We start from the raw sequence: 21032 nt of genomic DNA on the forward strand, positions 1-21032 counted from the left end.
CGGCCGGGGAGTCACGGATGTATCCCCGCCGCCGCCCGGACGAGCCTGGAGGACCACACCCGGCCGGCCGCGGTGAGCACTACCCCTGCGGCCAGCGCCAAGACACCCCACGGCTTTCCCAGGAGCGTCGCCACCGGGTCCACGCCCAGCACGAGGCCGAGGCCCAGACCCGACAGCGGCAGCCAGGTCAACAAACGGACGGATGCGCGCGGCCCCGCCAAGGCTGTCTGCCGGGCAGCCTCGGCGTCGTCCTCTGCCTCAAGGTGCGCGGCGAAGCGCGCCAGGACGTCGGCCAGCGGGCAACCGCTGGCCTCCGCGGTGTCGAAGCACGCGGCAAGCTCGCCCCATACCCGCCCGTCACGGCCGGAACGGGCGCTTGCGGGCGCATGTGGGGCGGCGGCGCCGGGCCGGTGCCCGGTTGTCCCCCCGGTCAGGGCGTGGCGGATCGCCGCGGCCACCGAAGACCCGCGCAGGGCGGCCGCACGTGCGGCCGCCAGAATCGGCAAGGACTCCGCTCCGAGAACGGGCCCGGCCAGCCTGTGGGTCCCGTCACGGCCCGTTATGCGGGCATCCCCGTGGACCGCGTCCTGCGCGGCCTCCCCGCCGTAGAGCACCCACAGCTCGTCCCAGAGACGGGCAGGTGCCCGCCCTCCCTTCAAGAGCGCGGCCAATTGCTGGACCACGACGGTCATGGGGACCGTCCCCGGCCCGGCGGATCGTCCACCGAGCCAACGGCCCAGACCTGAGATGACCCTCCAGGCACGGTTTTCCGGGACGGCGCCGCGGCCAGTCTCGCGAGGGCGGGACCGCAGGTGCCCATGGCGTGCAGGACCCGGCATTCCCGCGCCGGGCAAAACCCTCCGGATGCGACGGTCTGCGGCGCCTCTGGAGGGAATGGCCAGCCAGATGGCCAGGGCCAGAGCCATGATCAGGACGGCGGTCATCGCGCTGCCCAGAACTCCGGGGGCTCGCTTCCGGGAACCGGCGGACGCGCACTGGACCGGTCCGCCCCAGACCCGAGGGTGGTTCCGTCCGCCGTTCCGGGAGCCAGCCCGAGCCGGGCCGCCAGCTGGGGCCACGCCGGTCCGAATCCGACCCGGTCCTTGAGTACTTCCAGCGCGACGGTGACACCCAGTCCCGACTCCCCCGCCTCCATGATTCCGATGCTCGCCACCTGGCGGCCGGTGGCGGTCCGCTCCACATGGACCACGGCCTCCACCGCGCTGGACACCTGCAGGCGGACGGCGTCCTGGCTCATGCCGGCGAGCGCTCCGAGCGCTGCTAGCCGGGCCGGCACGGCCGCCGCCGCATTCGCATGAATGGTCCCGCCGCCTCCCGTGTGCCCGGTATTCATGGCTTGGAGCAACTCCCGGACCTCAGGGCCGCGGCATTCGCCCACGACCAGCCGGTCCGGCCGCATCCTGAGGGCCTGACGAACCAGTTCACCGAGGTCCACGGCGCCGCCGCCTTCCAGGTTCCCGTGCCGGGATTCCAGTGACACGACGTGCGGGTGGACCGGATTCAGTTCAGCGGCGTCCTCAATCAGGACGAGCCTCTCTCCCGGGTGGCATAACCCCAGCAAGGTCGCCAGCAGCGTGGTCTTCCCCGATCCGGTGGCACCGCTGATGAGGAAGCTCAATCGGCGCCCCACCATGCGTTCGAGCACTGGCTGGACCAGGCCGCCGGCGCTCCCGGCACCAAACATCCCATCGCGCCGCAGCTCGGACATGGAGAACACCGTGGCCCGGCGGATCCGCACGCTCAAGAGGGTCCCGGCCGTGGAAATCGGCGGGAGGACCGCGTGCACCCGGTAGCCGCCGTCGAGCCTGACGTCCACACACGGCGAACCGTCGTCCAGGCGCCGGCCCCCGGCCGCCACCAGTCTCGCCGCGAGGGCGCGGACCTGCGGCTCCCCGGCAAAGACCACCGGCGCCCGTTCCAGACCGTTGCCGCGGTCCAGCCACACGGTGTCCGGCCCGTTGACGAAGATGTCCGTCACCGCGGGATCCCGGGTGAGCGGTTGCAGGGGACCCAGTCCGTTCAGTTCGGCGGAGATGCTCTCCGCTGCGGCCAGGGCACCGCCCGTGCCAAGCAGCCGACCGCTTGCCTGAACGGCCGCCGCCACGCGTGCCGGGGTGACGGGAGCGGAATCGGCCAGGACGGACTCGCGTACGGATTCCAGCAACGTCTGGTCGACGAATCCCGGCATCCGGCGGCGGCCCGAAGCGCGCCGGGCGGACCGTTCCGGTTCCGCGGGCTCGCCGGGCGCATGGGCACTCACCAGTCGTCGCCCCCGTCCAGGTCAAGGAACACCTCGGCGAAACGCCGGGCAGCGCGCTGCCGGCCGGCTTCCAGAAGACGGCCGAGTTCGGTTGCCGCGGGCAGACCCTTGATTTCCGGCATGATTGCGTACAGGGGAAGCCCCACGGACTCCGCGATCAGAGGCCCATCCAGGGCGGCACCGGGACTGGCCCGGACCACCAGGACGGTTTCCACCGGCGGGAGCTCCTGCAGCAGCCGGGCCGCGGCGACGGCCGCCCGCAGCCTGGCCGGCACAACGACGACGATCCGGTCGCATTCCCAGGCGAAAGACCGCAAGGCCTCCCGTCCCCGGCCGATGTCCACCACGGCCAGCTCGCAGCCTCGCCGGGCGGCATCGAGGACGCCCGCCACGGTGGTCGCGTCCACGCCCCCGGCCGGTTCCCTCGTGCCCGGCCAGGATAGGAACGAGAATCCGCCGGCCGTCGGCAGGGCATCGTCGAGCTGTGCCGGGTCGATGCTGCCGCTCACGCCGGCCAGATCCGGCCAGCGGAGCCCGGGGACATCCTCGGCGGCCAACGCCAGTTCCAGACCGCCACCGCCCGCGTCGCCGTCGATCAGGAGCACCCGGGCGCCGAGGCCGGCAGCAGCCTGGGCGATCCAGATGGCGGCCGTCGTGGCTCCGGCACCACCGCAGCCGCCGGTGACCCCCAGAACGAGCCCGCCAGGCTCCGGCGCCCGCGACCGGTTCAGGTATTCCGCCAGCCACGCGGCGGCGTCTGGCAGTACCGCGACGCGTTCGGCCCCGATGGACGCGGCCAGGTGCCACAGCCCGTCCCCGTCGCCCTGGAGGCCGACCAACACAGCCGGCGCCCTCCTGCGCAGTGGCAGCTCGCGGATGTCGCTGCCAACCAGCACGGCGGCGGCGTCGTCCCAGAACGGTGCTGCGTCGGTAACGTCCCGCACTGTCCGCAGTTGGCCCCCGGCTGCGGCGACGATCCGTTCGACCTCGTTGCGCAGCGTCTCGCCACCGGTGACGAGCAGGGTTTCCGCGGAGTCCCCGGGAATCCATGGGCCCGGATCCCGAGGTGACGAAGTCCGCGGGGACGAATCCCGCCGGGACGAATTCCGCGGAGACAAATTCCGCGCGGACAAATTCCCGGGACCGGTGTGCTGATGCCTGTTCATGCTGCCACTGTGCCTGTCCCGCCCGAGCCAACGGAACCGTCGTCGTCGGCTATGTGGACAAGCCGGACGGGTTCGCCAGCCCGCCGGAGCTAAACAGGCACGGAGCACGCGCCGGGCAGGGCAGAATTGAGCCTATGTACCTGCTGCTCGCCGCCCACGCCGACGGCGCGGCCCTCCAGGAACTCACGACGGACGGCGCTCCGGCTCCGTCCAATCCGGAACCCCGGGTGGTCAGCAGCGGCGAACTCGCCGTCGTCGTCCGCGGCCTCGAGGAACGCCGCCCGCGCTGGATCTGGCACCGCACCCAGGACTGGTATCCCCCGCTGCTGCGCGCCGGGGTGGAGCTCGAGCGCTGCTACGACCTCAGCCTGTGCGCTTCGATCCTGGCGCACTCCGAGTTCACCGCCCACACCGGCTATGCCCAGGCGGCCGAGAAGCTAACGCAGGACGACGAACTGCCCCAGCCGCCACGGGCCCTGCAGCCCCCTGCCCCGCCGCCCGAGCAGGGTGCGCTCTTCGACGCCCCCGACCCCGGCCCGCGTTCCGGCCAGTCACTGGAGGAACTTCGCACCGAGTACGCCGCCCAGCAGGAGGCGCTTCGCCAGGCGGGCACGGCCCCCGCTGCCGACGACCGCCGGCGCCAACGGCTCCAGCTGCTGCTTGCGGCCGAATCGGCGGCAGCCATGATCGCCGCCGAAATGCAGCATGCCGGCGTCCCGTGGCGTAAGGAACTGCACGAACGGATTCTCGCGGAGCAGCTGGGCCCCCGGCCGGCTCCGGGCCAGCGGCCGGCCAAACTCGAAGCGCTTACAGCGGAGCTGAGGCTGCTGCTGCAGTCGCCGTCGCTGAACCCGGACTCCCCGCAGGAACTGATGCGTGCCCTGCACCGCAACGGCATCGAGGTGAGGTCCACCCGGCAGTGGGAGTTGAAGGAATCAAACCACCCCGCGATCGTGCCGTTGCTGGCCTACAAGAAACTGGCCCGTCTGCACGCGGCCAACGGGTGGGCGTGGCTTGACACGTGGGTGGAGAACGGCAGGTTCCGGCCCGAGTACGTGGTGGGTGGTGTGGTGTCAGGTCGGTGGGCTTCGCGCGGCGGCGGGGCACTGCAAATCCCCCGTCAGGTCCGCGGCGCCGTCCACGCCGATCCCGGCCACAAACTTGTGGTCGCCGACGCGTCGCAATTGGAACCGCGGGTGCTCGTGGCCCTCGCGCAGGACTCCAAGATGGCCGAGGCCGCCCGGGACAAGGACCTCTACGCCGGTATCGCCGCGCAGGGCTTCGGCGGCGACCGGGCAAAAGCAAAGGTGGCACTCCTCGGCGCAATCTACGGGGCCACCACGGGCGAGTCCGGGCGGCTGATGCCCCAGCTCGCCCGGACGTATCCGCGCGCGGTCGGCTTCGTCGAGCAGGCCGCCCGCGACGGCGAGGCCGGGCTGACCGTCACCTCTCGCCTTGGCCGCAGCAGCCCGCCGCCGTCGGACCGCTGGCTCCGCAGCCAGCACTCCACCACCGCCGAAGAACAGCGCCGGGCCGACTCGATCGCCCGTTCGCGGGGCCGCTTCACCCGGAACTTCGTGGTGCAGGGCTCGGCCGCCGACTGGGCGGCCTGCTGGCTCGCGGAACTGCGACGGCGGTTGCGCGCCATGCGGGCGCACGGCAGGGACGCCGGTGAACCGGTGTTCTTCCTGCACGACGAAGTGATGGTCCACTGCCCTGAACACGCCGTCGCGGACTGTATCCGGGCAATCGAGGACTCCGCAAATGCTGCGAAGGAACTCCTGTTTGGCCGCATTCCGGTGGAATTTCCGGTGAGCGTGGCTGTAGTGGACTCGTACGACGCCGCCAAGTGAGCGGCCTCGGTCACCGGCTGTAACGTACCCGTCGGTAGCGTTGTGTGGGCTCCATCACCCGGCTAGGCTCGAAAAAGTCCGGCACATTGCCATTGTTTCCGCCGGGCATTGCAACGACGCAAGGAATTGGGGAGGCACCCGTTTGTCAGGCACGTTTGAGATCGCCCAAGCTGGAGATAAAGCTTACTTTTTCAGGCTGACAGCGCCGGATGGAACGGTAGTCGCCGTTTCCCCGCTGTTCAGCACCATCAAAGGCGCAGCAGCGGGCATCACCGCAGTGCGCGAGAACGCCGCGACCGGCCTGGTAGTGGATAGTTCCGCAGCCTACTAGCTCGTGGCCGTCAGGCCCGGCCGCAGAGTCGCCGGCCTGACGGCCAGCGGCGCCGGGACCAGCTAGCGGATCGGCCGGCAGGTCGCCGCCGGCCGGTCCCCGCACTAAACCTCACACGTCAACACCGTACAGCCGGGTGCGGTCCCACGAAACGGCCCAGCCGAGCTGTTCGAAAAGTTGGTTCAAAATCATCCCGGTGAACCCCCACACCACCACACCGTTGACTGTGAACGCGGGGCTTTGGAACGTGTGGCCCGCCCGGCTGACCGTCGCCATCACCCGGTTGTCCGGGTCCAGCAGGTCCCGGACCGGCACCCGGAAGACTTGCGCGGATTCGCCGTAATCCACCACCCGGACCGGCGACTGGGCGGCCCACCAGGCCAGGACCGGGGTGACCAGGAAATTTCCCCGGGGCAAGGCCAGCTCAGGCATGGTCCCGAGAACGTCCACGCCCGCAGGGTTCAGTCCGGTCTCCTCCTCGGCCTCGCGAAGGGCCGCGGCGATGGCCGACTCCCCCGGGTCGATGCCGCCGCCGGGAAAGGCCACTTGGCCGGGATGGTCGTCCAGGGTTTGGGCCCGCTGCAGCAGCAGGACGTCCAGATCGGCGGGCGCCAGCAACTTGTCGGACGCCGCGGGGACGTTGTCCAGCGCGCCAAAGAGCATCAGCACGGCGGCCTTGCGGACCCGCTCGCCGGGCTCGACGGCGAGTTCCCGCCAGCGCGGGTCCGGAGCCGGCGCGGTGCCCGCCTGCACCGCGGCAACGAGGTCGACGAGGTCCTGGCGTGCGGTCACTGCGGCTTCCTCTGCGATTCCATCCGGATCTCGGCGGCACGGTGCGTCTCGGCCAGCAACCGGGCGAGCAGCGCCTCCTGCCCCGGCGCGAGTTCGTACTTCAGCAATTTCGCGGCCTTCTCCGGGTCGGTCTCGCCGGCGCCGTAACTGGGGCACCAGTTCGCGACGGCACAGGCACCGCACGCCGGCTTCCGTGCATGGCAGACGCGGCGGCCGTGGAAGACGACGCGGTGCGAGAGCATGGTCCAGTCCTTCGGCTCGAACAGCTCGGCGACGTCGGACTCGATCCGGACCGGATCATCCGATGCCGTCCAGCCAAGGCGCCGGGCCAACCGGCCGAAGTGGGTGTCAACGGTGATGCCCGGGATGCCGAAGGCATTGCCCAGCACCACGTTGGCAGTTTTCCGCCCGACCCCGGGCAGCGTCACCAGGTCCTCCAGTCGTCCCGGCACCTCGCCGTCGTACTCGTCCACGAGCCGGTTGCACAGCGCCAGGAGGTTTCTGGACTTGGCGCGAAAGAAACCTGTGGGCTTGATGATGGTTTCCAGGTCCGCCGGTTCGGCCTCGGCCATCCGCCGCGCGTCGGGATAGCGCGAGAACAGCAGGGGCGTGATCTGGTTGACCAGCACGTCGGTGGTCTGTGCGGACAGGACGGTCGCCACCACGAGCTCGAACGGGTTGCGGAAATCGAGTTCCGCGTGGGCATAGGGGTACTGCTCCGCGAGAGCCCGGTTGATCCGGCGGGCGCGGCGCTTGAGCCCCAGCAGAGACTCCCCTGAGGCCCGGGGGGCACCGCGCCTGGTGCTGCCGGTGTCCGAGGTCACGGGTGGACTAACCGCGTTCGATGTTGCGGAGGTCCCGCAGCACGCCGAGCCGCCCGTCCGTGTGCTGGACCAGGAACTCACCGCCGCGGTCCTCGAGGGCAAGGACCCAGCCGCCCGGTTCAATGACGAACGCCGGTGCGCCGGTCCGTTCGTCGACGGCGGTGCGGGGCTGGGCGACGGCGAACCAGAAGGCCTCGTGCACGGGGTGGACATCGTCCTCCGCGGCCCTGCTGGCGGGGTCGACAGTGGCGCCGATGGGCTCTTCCGGCTGAATTTGCTCCTGCGGCCGGACCTGGGGGTTGACCGTGGTGGGGGCACTGCCGGCTTGGGTCTGTTCCGCTGCCGGAACGCGGGCCGCCTGCGTCTGTTCCGCGGCCGGGGCCTGTTCCGCGGCCGGGGCCTGTTGGGCGGCCGGGGCGGCCGCCGCAGCGGCGGCACCAGCAGCGACGCCGGCGGCCTGGGTGTGTGCGGCGGACGGGCTGGCGGCGGACGGGCTGGCGGCGGATGGGCTGGCGGCGGATGCGGCCGGGGCCGGGCTTGCAGCCGCCGTCGACGCGGACTGGCCAGTTGAGGCGGCGCTGGCCGTGCCGGCACTCGGGACCACGCCGGAGACCTGAGTTTCCGGCGCAGCCACGACGGTGGCCGGCGCGATCGCCGTCGCACCCGCCGATGACCCGGTCGACGCCACCGCCGGTGAAGTTGCTGCTGATGCTGCGGCTGGTGCCGCCGTCTGCCCGCCGGTGGCGGGGTTGGTGGCCTGGCCTGCAACCGGCCCGGAGGCCGCCGCCGCGGATTTGCCGGCCGCGGTCGACTTCGCCGCCTTGGGTTCCTTCGCCGGCTTGGCGGCACGGGGCTTTTGCACCGGGACAGCGGCTTCACGCGCCGCGACGTGGGCCGGGGTTTCCTCGCGGCCCAGGAAGTCACCGGCGAAGAACGGGATCCAGCGGGCCAGCACTGTGGCTGCGAAAAGGCCCAAGGCACCCAGGAGGGCGATGAGCATGCTCGGCTCGAAGGCACCGGCCACGGCGAGGAAGAAGAAGGCGAGGGTGAACGATGCTACGACGGAGGCGAACTGGTCGATCGACAGGGATCCGATCCGGATCCTCGTTGCCGGGCTGAGGCGCCGGGCCAGGAACAAGGCGGTGACAATGAGCGGTAGCACGATTCCCAGGCCCAGGAAGAACAGGCTGCCCAGGTTCCACAGGTTGTAGCCGAAGCCGAACATCGGGATCAGGGAGGCGATGAACAAGAGCAGCGTGGAGCCAAAGACGGTGAGATCCCGGCTGGTGAAGGGACCCAGGACAGCTTCATTCTTCGCGGTTTTCTTGTCCACGGTGAAGCGCGGCGCATCCCCGAAGCCGGCGGGCCCGGGCTGTGCCGTTGCGCCCTGGCTCTGGGCGGGCGCCCGGAGCTGGCCGTTGTCTTTCTCATTCATTCCGTATCTCCTTAGCATGGCGGCACTCTGGACAGCGCCCCCTAACGGCAGACGAGCACAGGACCGCCAAGGGTCTGCTCGCCTCCATCGGATGTCACAACTTCATCTCAGCCTAGCCAAGTGAATGGCCGATCACTAGCTGACAAGCCGTGGCCGGCCAGAGCAGAATTCTCAGGTATTTCATGGTTCCGGGGGCCCGGGCAGGAGCCTGCTCGGGGACGGTGAAGCGGCGGTGAAGCGGCGGCGCGGCCGTCGTGCAGCGGGCGGTGCGGCCGTCGTGCAGCGGGCGGTGTTGGCGGGCGACCCCCGCGGGCGAAGAAGCCCCCCGGCGCTCAAGAGGCACCGGTCACGGCGCTGTTTGTGCCGCTCGCGGCGCTGTTTGTGACGGGGCGCACGTTTAGTCGCACCCACGTATTAGTGTTTATCGAGGAACAGCTCTTGCGGTGCCGCCGTGATCTGCCGCCGCCCGACGCCGCGACTGCGGCCCGGTGCGGAGACGACACGAACGTCCGCGCAGCACGGATCGATGAATGATGAGGTTCACCATGTCCCAGCAGACACCCGGCCCCACCGCCACGCAGTCATCCCACGGCGACGCCTTCGAAAACCTGTCCCATGAGAACCGCCGCTTCGCGCCGTCGGAGGAGTTCGCGGCGAATGCCGTGGTCACTGGCGGTGATTACAAAGAGGCCGACGCCGACCGTCCCGCCTTCTGGGCAAAGCAGGCCCGCGAAATGCTGAGCTGGAGCAAGGACTTCACCCAGGCGCTGGACTGGTCCAACCCGCCGTTCGCCAAGTGGTTTGTCGGCGGCGAGGTCAATGCCGCATACAACGCCCTGGACCGCCACGTCGCGGCCGGCAACGGGGACCGGGTGGCCATCTACTTCGAGGGCGAGCCCGGCGACACCCGCACCTACACTTACGCCCAGCTGACCGAGGAAGTGAAGAAGGCCGCCAACGCCTTCGAATCCCTCGGCGTGGCCAAGGGTGACCGCGTCGCGGTCTACCTGCCCATGATTCCCGAGGCCGTCATCACCCTGCTGGCCTGCGCCCGGATCGGCGCCGTGCACTCGGTGGTCTTCGGCGGCTTCTCCGCCGACGCCCTGCGGTCCCGGATCGATGACGCCGAGGCCAAGCTGGTGGTCACCGCGGACGGCACTTACCGCAGGGGCAAGCCCAGCGCCCTGAAGTCCGCGGTCGACGAGGCGCTGTCCGCGCGGGGCGACGGCGACGGCGACGGGCACACGGTCCAGAACGTCGTCGTGGTCAAGCGCAACGGCCAGGACGTGGACTGGCACGAGGGCCGGGACCACTGGTGGGCGGACACCGTCGGCGCCGCGTCGGCCGAGCACACCGCCGTCGGGCACGACTCCGAACACCCGCTGTTCATCCTTTACACCTCCGGCACCACGGGAAAGCCCAAGGGGATCCTGCACACCACCGGCGGCTACCTCACCCAGACCGCCTACACGCACAAAGCCGTCTTCGACCTGCACCCGGAAACGGATGTCTACTGGTGCACGGCCGACATCGGATGGGTCACCGGACACTCCTACGTCGCCTACGCCCCTCTCATCAACGGCGCCACCCAGGTCATGTACGAAGGCACCCCGGACTCCCCGCACCAGGGACGCTGGTGGGAGATCGTGGAGAAATACAAGGTGTCCATCCTCTACACCGCCCCGACGGCCATCCGCACCTTCATGAAGTGGGGCAAGGACATCCCCGCCAAGTACGACCTCTCCTCGATCCGGGTCCTGGGCTCGGTGGGTGAGCCGATTAACCCGGAAGCCTGGATGTGGTACCGCGACGTCATCGGCGCCAACGCCGGCAAGAACGGCGAGAAAAAGGATAACCCCGCCCCGATTGTGGACACGTGGTGGCAGACCGAGACCGGGGCGCAGATGATCGCGCCGCTGCCCGGCGTCACGGCCACCAAGCCCGGCTCCGCCCAGGTGCCCCTGCCCGGCATCGCCGTGGACGTCGTGGACGAGCTCGGCGAGTCCGTGCCGAACGGACACGGCGGCTTCCTGGTGATCCGCGAGCCGTGGCCGGCCATGCTCCGCGGGATCTGGGGCGACCCGGAACGGTTCAAGGAGACGTACTGGTCCCGCTTCGAGACCATGTACTTCGCCGGCGACGGCGCCAAGAAGGATGAGGACGGCGATGTCTGGCTGCTGGGCCGCGTCGATGACGTCATGAACGTCTCCGGCCACCGCCTCTCCACCACGGAAATCGAGTCAGCCCTCGTTTCCCACCCGGCGGTCGCCGAAGCCGCCGTCGTGGGCGCCGCGGACGAGACCACCGGCCAGGCCGTCGTGGCCTTCGTGATCCTGCGTGGCGACGCCGTGGACTCCGGCGACGCGATCGTCCAGGAGCTGCGCAACCATGTCGGCAAGGAGATCGGCCCCATCGCCAAGCCCAAAACCATCCTGGTGGTCCCTGAATTGCCCAAGACCCGGTCGGGCAAGATCATGCGGCGCCTCCTCAAGGACGTCGCGGAAGGCCGCGACCCCGGGGACGCCACCACCCTGGCGGACAACACCGTCATGTCGCAGATCGCACGCTCCCTTAAAAAATAGCCAGCGGAAATAGCCGGCCGAAGTAGCCGCATCGTTCGGCATAGTTCGGGCCACCGGTCGCAGGGGCCAACGGCGGCGCCGCCCCACCGGTGGGCGCGGCGCCGCCGTCGTGGGGCCTGCCTGTCAGCGTTGCCCGGGCGGGCACAATCGGCAGTAACGAACGGCGCGTGCGGGCCCGCAGCGCGATAGATTTGCAGACATGACTGAAGCCACCCCCGCCACCGCTGCCGGCCGCGGCACCCTCCTGGTTCTCAACGGACCCAATCTGAACCTGCTCGGCACCCGCGAGCCCGAGAAGTACGGGACGGCCACCCTGGCCGACGTCGAACAACTCGCCAAGGACGCCGGCGCGGCGCACGGGCTGGACGTCGAATGCTTCCAGTCCAACCATGAGGGAGCCCTCGTGGACGCCATCCACGCTGCGCGCGGGAAAGCCGTGGGGATCGTGCTCAACGCCGGCGCCTACACCCACACGTCCGTGGCCATCCGGGATGCCATTTCCGCCGTCGCCCTGCCGACGGTCGAGGTGCACATCACGAATGTCCACGCCCGCGAGCCCTTCAGGCATCATTCCTACCTGTCGGACATCAGCGAGGCCGTGATCGCGGGCGCCGGGATTCTGGGCTACCGCTTCGCGGTGGAATACCTCGCCGGGCTGCAGGCGGACAAGGACTGAGCATGTCCCCCGCTGGACCCGCGGCGTCCGGGGAATCCGCCACCGCGCAGTGGTACCGGCACTTTGGCACAGTCGATGCGCCGGCTTCCTCCCCGTGCTACGCCGAGTGGGCCGTGGGCATCGCCGGTGACGCCGAACTGATCCGGCGGATCGATCTGTGGCCGCACAACAAACGCCAGCCGCTGCTGATCCTCGCCGCGGCCCGGTTCCTCGGCGCGCAGATCAGCCCGTTCCGTGACTTCCGACGCTTTCTGGATGACCACTGGGCCAAGGTCTCGGAAATCGTGCTTTCGCGGGCCACCCAGACCAACGAGGCCGGCCGCTGCGCCACACTGTTGCCGTCCCTCGCCCAGATCGCGGCCGCCGAGGGCAGGCCGCTGGCCCTCATCGAGGTCGGCGCCTCCGCCGGACTGGCGCTGTACCCCGACTGCTACGGGTACGAGTTCGTCGCCGCCCTGCCCGATGCGGGGAACGCCGACAAAGGGCGCGGCGGGGGCGCTGGCGGCGGGTGGGACGCCCGTGGGGGCGCCGCCGCGGACGCCCCGGGCGCCCGGACGACGCGGCTGGATCCCCACGGCGCCCCGCCCGGCACGTTCCCGGTACTGCGCTGCGTCACGTCGGGCCCGGTGCCGCTGCCGGCGGAGCTTCCCCGGGTGGTGTGGCGGGCCGGGATCGACCTGAACCCCCTGGACGTGCGCAACCCGGACGACGTTGCCTGGCTGGAAGCCCTCGTGTGGCCCGAGCAGGAGTTCCGTCGGGAGCGGCTGCGCCAGGCGATCGCGATCGCGCGGGAACGGCCGCCGCTGCTGGTGACCGGCGACCTCAACGAACAGCTCATTGCCCTCGCCGATCAGGCACCGGCCGACGCCGCCCTGGTGGTCTTCCATAGCGCCGTGATGGCTTACCTCGATGCCGGCGGCCGCTCCCGGTTCCGCCGCACCATGGCGGACCTCGCGGCGGAGCGGGGCTGCCACTGGCTCTCGAACGAAGGCCACACGGTGCTCGCCCAGGCCGACGGGTCGACTGTGGTCCCGGAAATGGACGACGCACGGCTCCGCGGCCGGTTCCTGCTGCTGCACGACGGTGAGCCGGCGGCCATCACCGGCCCGCACGGCCAGAGCCTGGAGTGGCTCTAGCCTGCCTGCGGGTGCCCGGCTATTTCTTGACGCATTGTCCTGACGAGACCGCGCTCCCCAGGCCCGGGGCCTGGGTGGCGACCGGGCCCAGATCGGCCATGGTAATGGCGAAGCCGAGCGAGGATTCGGCGGTGGCTTTGGCGAAGACAACGCCTGCCACCTGTCCGTCCATGGTCAGGAGCGGGCCTCCGGAGTTGCCAGGCTGCACGTCGCCGGCCAACCGGTACACGTCTTCGGGTGCCGCGTTGTTGCCGTAGATGTCAGGCACCAGCACCGTGGTGATGTCCTGGACGGTGGCCGGCTTGGACTGGAACGGGCCGCCATGCGGATAGCCGGCGAAGGCCGCGGCGCTGCCGGAAGGGAGGTTGGCGGCGAGCGGCAAGGGGTCCGAGCGCAGGCCATCCACCGCCACGACGGCGAGGTCGTGCCGGGGATCAAAGTACACGACACTTCCGGGCAGGGCCCGCCCGCCCGGCGACTCCACCACCGGCTCGTCGACTCCGGCGACCACATGGGCGTTGGTCACGACGCGCCCGGGGGCAACCACAAAACCCGTTCCGGTCTGGTTCTGCCCGCACTGGTAGGCGGTTCCGGCAATCTTGAGTACCGACGCGGACGCTTTGTTCAGCGCCGGGGTGTCCGTACTGGTGTCCGGCACGGCGACGGGCTGGCCCTGGCCGAAGCCGTCGAACAGGGTGGGTATGCCGTCGCCGATAACGGCGGACCGCAACTGGGCCATCGATGCCTTGACGGGTGTGGGGGTCACGCCGTCGATGAACCGGATGACTCTGGACTCGGCGATCTGCTGGGACACAAACGGCACACCCAGCGCACCGATGCTGAAGGCCAGCATCGACATCACGAGTGCCGACACCACCACGTTCACGCCTCCGCCCACGAGGCGGTCGGCCGCCCGCAGGGGGCTGAACGGCATCACGCTGCGGATGCGCCGCCCGATCATGGTGCCCAGCCCGTTCCCCACGATCATCAGCACGACGGCGACGGCAATGATCGCCGTCAGACGCCAGCCGCTGTCTTCCACGAGCCCGCTGACGATGGGAACGGACACGAAGGCGGCGACGGCGCCTGCCGCGAATCCCGCGATGCCTCCGAGCGTCACCAGGAAGCCGCTGCGAAGTCCATGGATCAGGTAGGACAAGAGGGCCACAACCAACACCAAGTCCAAAATGGTCAGGCCAAACACCGGGGCTCCTAACAGACAGTTCAGCAACGATTCTAGCGGTGTAAGCTGAACGTTTGCCGACCGGCCGCAAGTCTGCACGGCCTGCCGGGACCGGCGGGGACTTCCCGGGCCGTGCGCTTTCAAGCCCTTCGGGCGTTTCAGTGCCAACTACGTCACAGAAGCGCCAAAATTCTGAAAGAATGGCTGAAGCGCCCCAGCCGACACAGCTAGTCAGGAGATTTCATGGATATCGAGGTATTGCGCCGCGCACCCCTTTTCGCCACGCTCGACGACGAGGCGTTCCGTCTGCTGACGGACGAGCTCACCGAGGTGGACCTTTCACGCGGTGCCTCGGTATTCCGGGAAGGCGACCAGGGCGACCAGCTCTATTTCATCGTCTCCGGCAAAGTGAAGCTCGGCCGCACCTCGCCGGACGGGCGCGAATCGCTGCTGGCCATCCTCGGCCCGGGCGAACTGTTCGGTGAAATGGCCCTCTTCGACCCGAGCCCGCGGACGGCCACGGCGACCGCCGTTTCCGAGACGCGTCTGGCAGGCCTGAAGAACGAGAGCCTCAACGCGCTCCTGCGCACCCGTCCCGAGGTTTCAGCGCAGCTGCTGCAGGCCCTGGCACGCCGCCTGCGCCGCACCAACGACTCCCTCTCCGACCTCGTCTTCTCCGACGTGCCGGGCCGTGTGGCCAAGGCCCTGCTGGATCTGGCCGACCGCTTCGGCCGCCCCGCGACCGACGGCGTACTGGTCGCACACGAACTCACCCAGGAGGAGCTCGCCCAGCTGGTTGGCGCTTCCCGCGAAACGGTCAACAAGGCCCTCGCAGAATTCGTGCAGCGCGGCTGGCTGCGCCTGGAAGCCCGCGCCGTCGTCATCCTGGACATGCAGCGCCTGCGCCAGCGCTCCCGCTAGAAAACTCCAGCAACATCAGAAGGCCGGCCCCGGACACGGGACCGGCCTTCTGCCGTTTGCCACGCCAAGGGACATGTCCAGTCCCGGCGGCGTGGACTGGACATAACGGCATCATGTCCAAAGTTCAGGAGCCAACGGAGGACATGTCCCCGACCGGGAAGCGGCAAAGGATGACATGCTCTTTCTTCGGGCTGCGGCGGGACATGCCCCGCAGTCCGGCCCAGCACCGGACCTGTCCTTTCCCGGCTCCAACACGGCCAGGACATGTCCCCTCCCGGCGCAGCACCGAACCTGTCCATTCTCAGGTCCAACACGGCCAGGACATGTCCATTCCCGGCAGTGCCGACCGGACATAACGGCATCATGTCCACCGGTCAGGGCCAGCACAGGACATGTCCCGGACCGGGAAGCGGCAAAGGATGACATGCTCTTTCTTCGGGCTACGGCGGGACATGCCCATGTGGTCCGGCCCAGCACCGGACATGTCCATTTGCGGCTCCAACACGGCCGGACATGTCCCCTCCCGGCGGCGTGCAATGGGCATAAAGCCAATATGTCCACCGGCCAGAGCCAGCAGAGGACATGTCCCCGGAGGGAGGGGAGGGCCTAGCGCTCCCGCTGCGGGTCGCCCGCGACCGTCTTGGCGGCCTCGACTTCGAGCATGAGCCGGCCGTTTTCCTCGACGAGCTTGGGCTGGTACACGTGGGCCTTGCGCTTGTAGCTGAGGTAGGCGATGCAGCCGTTGGCCTTGGCCATCTTCTCGAGCATGATCTCCGAGCCGGGCACCAGGAGCTCGCCCAGGGTCCGGCCCACGGTGTTCTCCTGGCCCACCTCGTCACCCAGCACGGTGCTGTCCCGCTCGCTCACCACCTTGCGGACGCACACCCAGCGGCCCCACACGCCCTTACTGGCCAGCAGCGAGGGCTGCTGGTTCATGGGCAGGGTGGCGGCGAAATAGCGGGTGTTGAACCGGCGGTGGGCAAAATCGGGGCTGAGCCAGTTGACCAGCGGTTTGAGCAGGTCGGTGCGCACGGAAAGCCCGCGCTTGGCCAGCACCTCGGTGAGGGACTTTTCCTGGTCGGCCACTGCTTCGCGGGCGCGCATCCACTCGGAACTGGAGGTCGACTCCACCGTCGTGGACAGGTCCGGGCCCGCCAGCAGGATGCCGGTCTCCTCAAACAGCTCGCGGATGGCGCCGACAACGTGCCGGCGCGCCAGCCCGACGTCGTCCGTCCCCATTTGTTCGGCCCAGTACTGCGGCGAAGGGCCCAGCCAGCCGACGGCGTCGTCGTCGGAGGCTTCCAGCGATCCGCCGGGAAAAGCGAGGACACCCAGCGGGGAGGCCCCCGTCCGGTACCCGAGCCAGGTCTCCAGGCCCGTGGGCGAGTCCCGCAGGAGAATTACCGAGGAGGCGAAGCGCGGCGCGCGGGGCGTGCGTTCACCGTGTTCAAGCCAGCTGCGTGCTGCTCCTTCGAGATCGGGGGGCAGAACGAACAGGCGGCGTGCTAACTGAGGCAACGAAGTGACCGGCCTTCTAGGCGAATTCGGCGATCAGTTCGACTTCAACGGGAGAGTCGAGCGGCAGGACGGATACTCCGACGGCGGAGCGTGCGTGCTGGCCGGCGTCGCCGAGGACCTGGCCCAGCAGCTCCGAGGCGCCGTTGATGACGCCAGGCTGGCCGGTGAAAGAGGGATCGGAGGAAACGAACCCGACCACCTTGACGATGCGCGTGATGCGGTCGAGGTCCCCGATCACGCTCTTGACGGCGGCCAGGGCGTTCACGGCGCAGACGGCGGCGTACGCCTTCGCGGCTTCCGGGGACACCGTGGACTCGTCTGAGGCGCCTTCCGCACCCGTGGACACCTTGCCGGTGGCCTCGAGCTTGCCGCTGATGAAGGGCAGCTGCCCGGAGGTGTAGACGTGGTTGCCGGAAATGACTGCCGGCACGTAGGCCGCCACGGGGGCAGCGACCTCCGGGAGCGTCAGGCCCAGCTCCGCGAGGCGCTGTTCGACGGCGGACGACGCGCCCGCGCCGCCGGTGTTGTTCGCTGCGCCGGTGGTCTTGCCGGTGGTCGTGCCGGCGGTGTCGACGGAGCCGTTTTCCGGGCTCGCCGGCGCGGACGGTACTGCTTCTGAGGGTGTGCTCATGGCTACTGCTTCTCCCGCTTCAGGTAGGCAACCAGGCCGTTTCCGTCGGGGCCCGGAACAACCTGGACAAGCTCCCATCCGTCCTCGCCCCACTGGTCCAGGATCTGCTTTGTGGCATGGATGATGAGCGGAATCGTGGCGTACTCCCATTTGGTCATGACCTAAAGCCTAATCGTTGCCGGTAAAGTGGAAAACATGGCGACTGGTAAGAACCCTTTATTCGACACGGCCACCACCCTCGGAAAGATCCTTCTTTTCCTGGGCGTGAGCGCCATTTGTGGCGTCCTGGTGGCGGGACTTCTGGTCCCTGCGGCGGCCGTATCGGGCAGCACGGCAAGCGGTTCCATCCAGTTTTTTGACACCCTGCCCGCGGAGCTGAAGGTCGACCCGCCGAGCCAGTCGACCACCATTCTGGCGTCGGACGGCAGCGTCATCGCCAACCTTTACGCGGAAAACCGCACCCGCGTCTCGCTGGACCAGATGTCCCCGTACATCAAGGACGCGGTCATCGCCATCGAGGACAGCCGGTTCTACGAGCACGGCGGCGTGGACACCACCGGCATCCTGCGCGCCCTCGTCAGCACCGCCCGCGGCAACAAGCAGGGCGCATCGACGATTACGCAGCAGTACGTCAACAACGTCATCAACTCCTCGCTGGAGGCTGAAGGCAAGGGCGACGAGGTCCTGCTCAACGGCGTCAACAAGGGCGTCGGGGACAAGCTCCGTGAGATGAAGCTGGCCATCGCGCTGGAGAAGAAGTTCAGTAAGGAGCAGATCCTCGAGGGCTACCTGAACATCGTCTTCTTCAACCGGGACGCCTACGGCATCGAAGCCGCGTCCAAGTTCTTCTTCAGCACCACGGCCAAGGACCTGACCCTGCCGCAGGCGGCGCTGCTGGCCGGCGTCGTGAACAGCCCGTCCTACTATGACCCCATCACCAACCCGGAGAACGCCAAGGTCCGCCGCGACCTCGTCCTCAAGGCGATGCTGACCCAGGGCAAGATCAAGCAGGCCGACTACGACGCCGCCGTCGCGACGCCGGTGAAAACCAAGGTCACCCAGCCCCGGCAGGGCTGCCCGTACTCGCAGACGGCGCCGTACTTCTGCGACTACGTGCTGCACCTGCTGCTGAACAACCCGGCCTACGGCGCCGACGCCGCCGAGCGCGAGCGCAAGATTTTCCGCGGCGGCCTGACCATCAAGACCACCCTGGATCCGAAGGCCCAGGCCGTGGCCCAGGCCCAGGTTGACGCGTCAGCCGGTGCGAACCCGGACAAGTGGGGCGCCGCGCTGGTGTCCGTGCAGCCGGGCACCGGCAAAATTATCTCTATGGCCCAAAACACCGTCTGGTTCCCCGCGGACGGCAAGTTCGACCAGACCCAGAACTTCAATGTGGACGTCCAAGACGCCAAGGGCAATGACCTCAACGGCCTGGGCGGCTTCCAGCCCGGCTCCACGATGAAGCCTTTCACCTTTGCGGAGTGGCTCAATGAGGGCAACTCCATGAGCACGCTGCTCAACGGCGCCGTGCGCCGCTACTCCCCGGGCTTCCCGTGGAAGAACACCTGCCCGGAACCGACGACCGACTCGTACGACAGCACCGTGGCCGGCAGCCACGACCTGCAGAACGCCGACGAGGAGCACTACAAGTACATGTCGGTCCTTGACGGCCTGGCGAACTCCATCAACACCATCACGTTCGCCACCGCGGCGCGGGTGGACCTCTGCGGGATCCAGAAGATCGTGGACGCCGTCGGCATCCACGGCGGCCTGCCGGGCAAGGACAACCCGAACCCCCAGGTGGTCATGACACGGCTGTCCAACCTCATTGGAGCCACCCAGACGGCGCCGCTGACCATGGCCAGCGCGTTCGCCACCTTCGCCAACAACGGCAAATACTGCGAACCGATCGCCATTGCTTCAGTGACGGACACGACCGGCGCCAAGCTTCCGGCCCAGACAACGAACTGCCGGGATGCGGTCACGCCCGAGGTCGCACACGGCGTCGCGTACGCCATGCAGGAGGTGCTCAACCGCGGCTCGGGCTCGTTGATCAGGCCCCGGATTTCGACCCGGACCGCCTTCCCCATCGCGGCCAAAACCGGAACTAACGACAACAACAGCTCCACCTGGGTGGCCGGCTACACCAGTGGCCTGGCGACGGCCACGTGGTTTGGTGATCCCCTGGGCGACCAGCAGCGGGCCGGGCAGAATGTCACGATCAACGGCAACTTCTACAAGGGCATTGACGGCTACATGATCGCCGGTCCGCAGTTCTCGAACTACATGGCCCAGGTGGCGCCGGCCTACGGCACCGATACGTTTCCGGAGCCTCCGTCGAGCATGCTGAACGCACCCGCGCCGGTTGCGCCGCCGCGCGCGTACACCCCGACGACCCGGAGCACCTCGCCCGCATCCGACCGGAACACGGAACCGAGCTCCGAACCGTCACCGGCTCCATCGCCGTCCAAGTCCAGCAAGAAGTAACCGATGACCTGGAGGCATGACCTGGCAAGCCGCGTCCGAAGCATCGGACGCGGCTTTGCCGTGACCGCCGCGGTCGGATCGGCGGCAGGAGCGGCCGCCACCGCCTACGGGCTGTGGGAGAAGAACCAGTTCGTGCTCAGGGAAGAGACCCTTCCCGTCCTGCCGGCCGGGTACGGCCCGTTCCGGGTGCTTCATCTCTCCGACATCCACTTCGTGCCGGGCCAGCGGCGGAAGGCAGAGTGGCTGTCGTCCCTGGCTGATCTGAGGCCGGACCTCGTGGTGAACACGGGCGACAACCTCAGCCATGCCAACGGCGTGGCACCGCTCGTGGCGGCCCTGCGGCCCCTGTTCGAATTCCCGGGCGTGTTCGTTCCCGGATCCAACGACTACTTCGGCCCGCGCCTGAAGAACCCCGCCTCGTATTTGCGCGGGCCCTCCGGCCTGCGCGAGGATGCGCAAGTACTTGATTGGCCGCGGCTGCGGTCCGAGTTCGGCATGTCCGGCTGGGTGGACCTGACCAACCGCTGCCAGTCACTGGCGCTCAAGGGCATGCGCTTCGACTTCTCCGGCGTCGACGATCCCCACCTGCGCCTCGAACGCTACGCCGGCTGGCCGCGCGGCACCAGGGGCCGCGACGCCGATCCCCACCTGCGCATCGGGGTGGCGCACGCGCCCTACCAGCGCGTCCTCGACCACTTCACCGAGGACGGGGCGCACCTCGTCCTGGCCGGCCACACCCACGGCGGGCAGATCTGCATTCCGGGATACGGGGCACTTGTCACCAACTGCGACCTTCCCAGCTGGCGGGCCCGGGGCCTGAACATGTGGGAAAGCAACGGGCGCACGACGGCGGTGAACGTCTCCGGCGGCATCGGCACCTCCCGCTTCGCCCCGGTCCGCATCGCCTGCCGGCCCGAAGCGGTGCTGCTCACGCTGACCGCCCCCGCCTAGACCTGCCGGGGCCTCTCGCCGGCCCGAGGGATGGACATGTCCCGCCGCGGTTGAGCAAGGACACGCAAGGACCGGACATGTCCTCCGGCGGCGCTCCTGCCCCGCGGGACATGCCCTCCCTTGGCCGTGACCGATGGACATACAGGCACCATGTCCACCGCACCCAGCAAACACCGGACACGTCCCGCGGGTAGAGAGCAACGGATGGACATGTCCTTCGGCAGATCATGGGACGTCATAGAGCTGGTGAATCCGGTCACCTCAT

General features: G+C 69.0%; 18 protein-coding genes. 8 read left to right on the forward strand and 10 right to left on the reverse strand.

Annotated features, from left to right (window positions below; translation table 11 throughout):
* Window positions 1–11 precede the first annotated feature (11 nt).
* The 3 genes from BM372_RS03100 to ssd are packed head-to-tail and all read right to left on the reverse strand — an operon-like array spanning window position 12 to window position 3447.
* On the reverse strand, window positions 12–944 hold the full coding sequence (locus BM372_RS03100) for a type II secretion system F family protein (RefSeq protein WP_177235860.1): 933 nt from the start codon (window positions 942–944) through the stop codon (window positions 12–14).
* Window positions 941–2281: a TadA family conjugal transfer-associated ATPase gene (locus BM372_RS03105; RefSeq protein WP_371261694.1), complete on the reverse strand. Its 1341-nt coding sequence runs from the start codon at window positions 2279–2281 to the stop codon at window positions 941–943. The genes BM372_RS03100 and BM372_RS03105 overlap by 4 nt, the downstream gene beginning before the upstream one ends.
* Window positions 2278–3447, reverse strand: coding sequence for a septum site-determining protein Ssd (gene ssd / locus BM372_RS03110; RefSeq protein ID WP_090951643.1), 1170 nt, complete (start codon window positions 3445–3447; stop codon window positions 2278–2280). The genes BM372_RS03105 and ssd overlap by 4 nt, the downstream gene beginning before the upstream one ends.
* Before the next feature lie 134 nt (window positions 3448–3581).
* Between ssd and BM372_RS03115 the strand changes: the two genes are divergently transcribed.
* Both BM372_RS03115 and BM372_RS03120 read left to right on the forward strand, forming a co-directional pair.
* A complete protein-coding gene (locus BM372_RS03115; RefSeq protein ID WP_090951646.1) occupies window positions 3582–5300 on the forward strand; it encodes a bifunctional 3'-5' exonuclease/DNA polymerase in 1719 nt (572 codons plus the stop codon).
* Between the two features lie 142 nt (window positions 5301–5442).
* Window positions 5443–5631 (forward strand): YegP family protein, encoded by a 189-nt coding sequence (locus BM372_RS03120; RefSeq protein ID WP_090951649.1) that lies wholly within the window; start codon window positions 5443–5445, stop codon window positions 5629–5631.
* Window positions 5632–5742: 111 nt separating this feature from the next.
* Here BM372_RS03120 and BM372_RS03125 read toward each other — a convergent pair whose 3' ends face one another.
* Genes BM372_RS03125 through BM372_RS03135 form a run of 3 tightly spaced genes read right to left on the reverse strand, consistent with a single transcriptional unit; the run spans window position 5743 to window position 8682 of the window.
* Window positions 5743–6423 carry an NUDIX hydrolase gene (locus tag BM372_RS03125; RefSeq protein ID WP_090951653.1) on the reverse strand — a complete coding sequence of 227 codons (681 nt, stop codon included), beginning with the start codon at window positions 6421–6423 and terminating at the stop codon, window positions 5743–5745.
* Window positions 6420–7247, reverse strand: coding sequence for an endonuclease III (gene nth, locus BM372_RS03130; RefSeq protein WP_090951656.1), 828 nt, complete (start codon window positions 7245–7247; stop codon window positions 6420–6422). The genes BM372_RS03125 and nth overlap by 4 nt, the downstream gene beginning before the upstream one ends.
* A gap of 7 nt (window positions 7248–7254) precedes the next feature.
* Window positions 7255–8682: a hypothetical protein gene (locus BM372_RS03135; RefSeq protein WP_090951659.1), complete on the reverse strand. Its 1428-nt coding sequence runs from the start codon at window positions 8680–8682 to the stop codon at window positions 7255–7257.
* 545 nt (window positions 8683–9227) lie between these two features.
* Between BM372_RS03135 and acs the strand changes: the two genes are divergently transcribed.
* The 3 genes from acs (at window position 9228) to BM372_RS03150 (ending at window position 13076) form a co-directional block, all read left to right on the forward strand.
* On the forward strand, window positions 9228–11264 hold the full coding sequence (gene acs, locus BM372_RS03140) for an acetate--CoA ligase (RefSeq protein ID WP_090952911.1): 2037 nt from the start codon (window positions 9228–9230) through the stop codon (window positions 11262–11264).
* A gap of 199 nt (window positions 11265–11463) precedes the next feature.
* Entirely contained in the window at window positions 11464–11940 is a 477-nt protein-coding gene (aroQ, locus tag BM372_RS03145) for a type II 3-dehydroquinate dehydratase (protein ID WP_090951662.1), read from the forward strand.
* 2 nt (window positions 11941–11942) lie between these two features.
* Window positions 11943–13076 (forward strand): DUF2332 domain-containing protein, encoded by a 1134-nt coding sequence (locus BM372_RS03150; protein WP_090951664.1) that lies wholly within the window; start codon window positions 11943–11945, stop codon window positions 13074–13076.
* Between the two features lie 19 nt (window positions 13077–13095).
* Here BM372_RS03150 and BM372_RS03155 read toward each other — a convergent pair whose 3' ends face one another.
* Entirely contained in the window at window positions 13096–14280 is a 1185-nt protein-coding gene (locus BM372_RS03155; protein ID WP_090951667.1) for a MarP family serine protease, read from the reverse strand.
* A 222-nt stretch (window positions 14281–14502) separates the two neighbouring features.
* Between BM372_RS03155 and BM372_RS03160 the strand changes: the two genes are divergently transcribed.
* Complete coding sequence (locus BM372_RS03160; protein WP_011693220.1) at window positions 14503–15180, forward strand: Crp/Fnr family transcriptional regulator; 678 nt, start codon at window positions 14503–14505, stop codon at window positions 15178–15180.
* A gap of 606 nt (window positions 15181–15786) precedes the next feature.
* Here the strand turns inward: BM372_RS03160 and BM372_RS03165 are convergent.
* Genes BM372_RS03165 through BM372_RS03175 form a run of 3 tightly spaced genes read right to left on the reverse strand, consistent with a single transcriptional unit; the run spans window position 15787 to window position 17487 of the window.
* Window positions 15787–16698 carry an NUDIX hydrolase gene (locus tag BM372_RS03165; RefSeq protein WP_090951670.1) on the reverse strand — a complete coding sequence of 304 codons (912 nt, stop codon included), beginning with the start codon at window positions 16696–16698 and terminating at the stop codon, window positions 15787–15789.
* 16 nt (window positions 16699–16714) lie between these two features.
* Entirely contained in the window at window positions 16715–17329 is a 615-nt protein-coding gene (locus BM372_RS03170; protein WP_090951672.1) for a RidA family protein, read from the reverse strand.
* Between the two features lie 2 nt (window positions 17330–17331).
* Entirely contained in the window at window positions 17332–17487 is a 156-nt protein-coding gene (locus BM372_RS03175; protein WP_009359196.1) for a Sp36 family protein, read from the reverse strand.
* Between the two features lie 37 nt (window positions 17488–17524).
* Here BM372_RS03175 and BM372_RS03180 point away from each other — a divergent pair, with 37 nt between their 5' ends.
* Both BM372_RS03180 and BM372_RS03185 read left to right on the forward strand, forming a co-directional pair.
* Window positions 17525–19816: a transglycosylase domain-containing protein gene (locus tag BM372_RS03180; RefSeq protein WP_090951675.1), complete on the forward strand. Its 2292-nt coding sequence runs from the start codon at window positions 17525–17527 to the stop codon at window positions 19814–19816.
* 3 nt (window positions 19817–19819) lie between these two features.
* The gene (locus tag BM372_RS03185) at window positions 19820–20767 is read left to right on the forward strand and encodes a metallophosphoesterase (RefSeq protein WP_090951678.1); all 948 of its coding nucleotides are present in this window, start codon (window positions 19820–19822) and stop codon (window positions 20765–20767) included.
* Window positions 20768–21032: the final 265 nt, after the last annotated feature.

It is taken from the genome of Arthrobacter sp. ov118, assembly GCF_900116495.1.
In the GTDB taxonomy this organism is placed as follows: Bacteria; Actinomycetota; Actinomycetes; order Actinomycetales; family Micrococcaceae; genus Arthrobacter.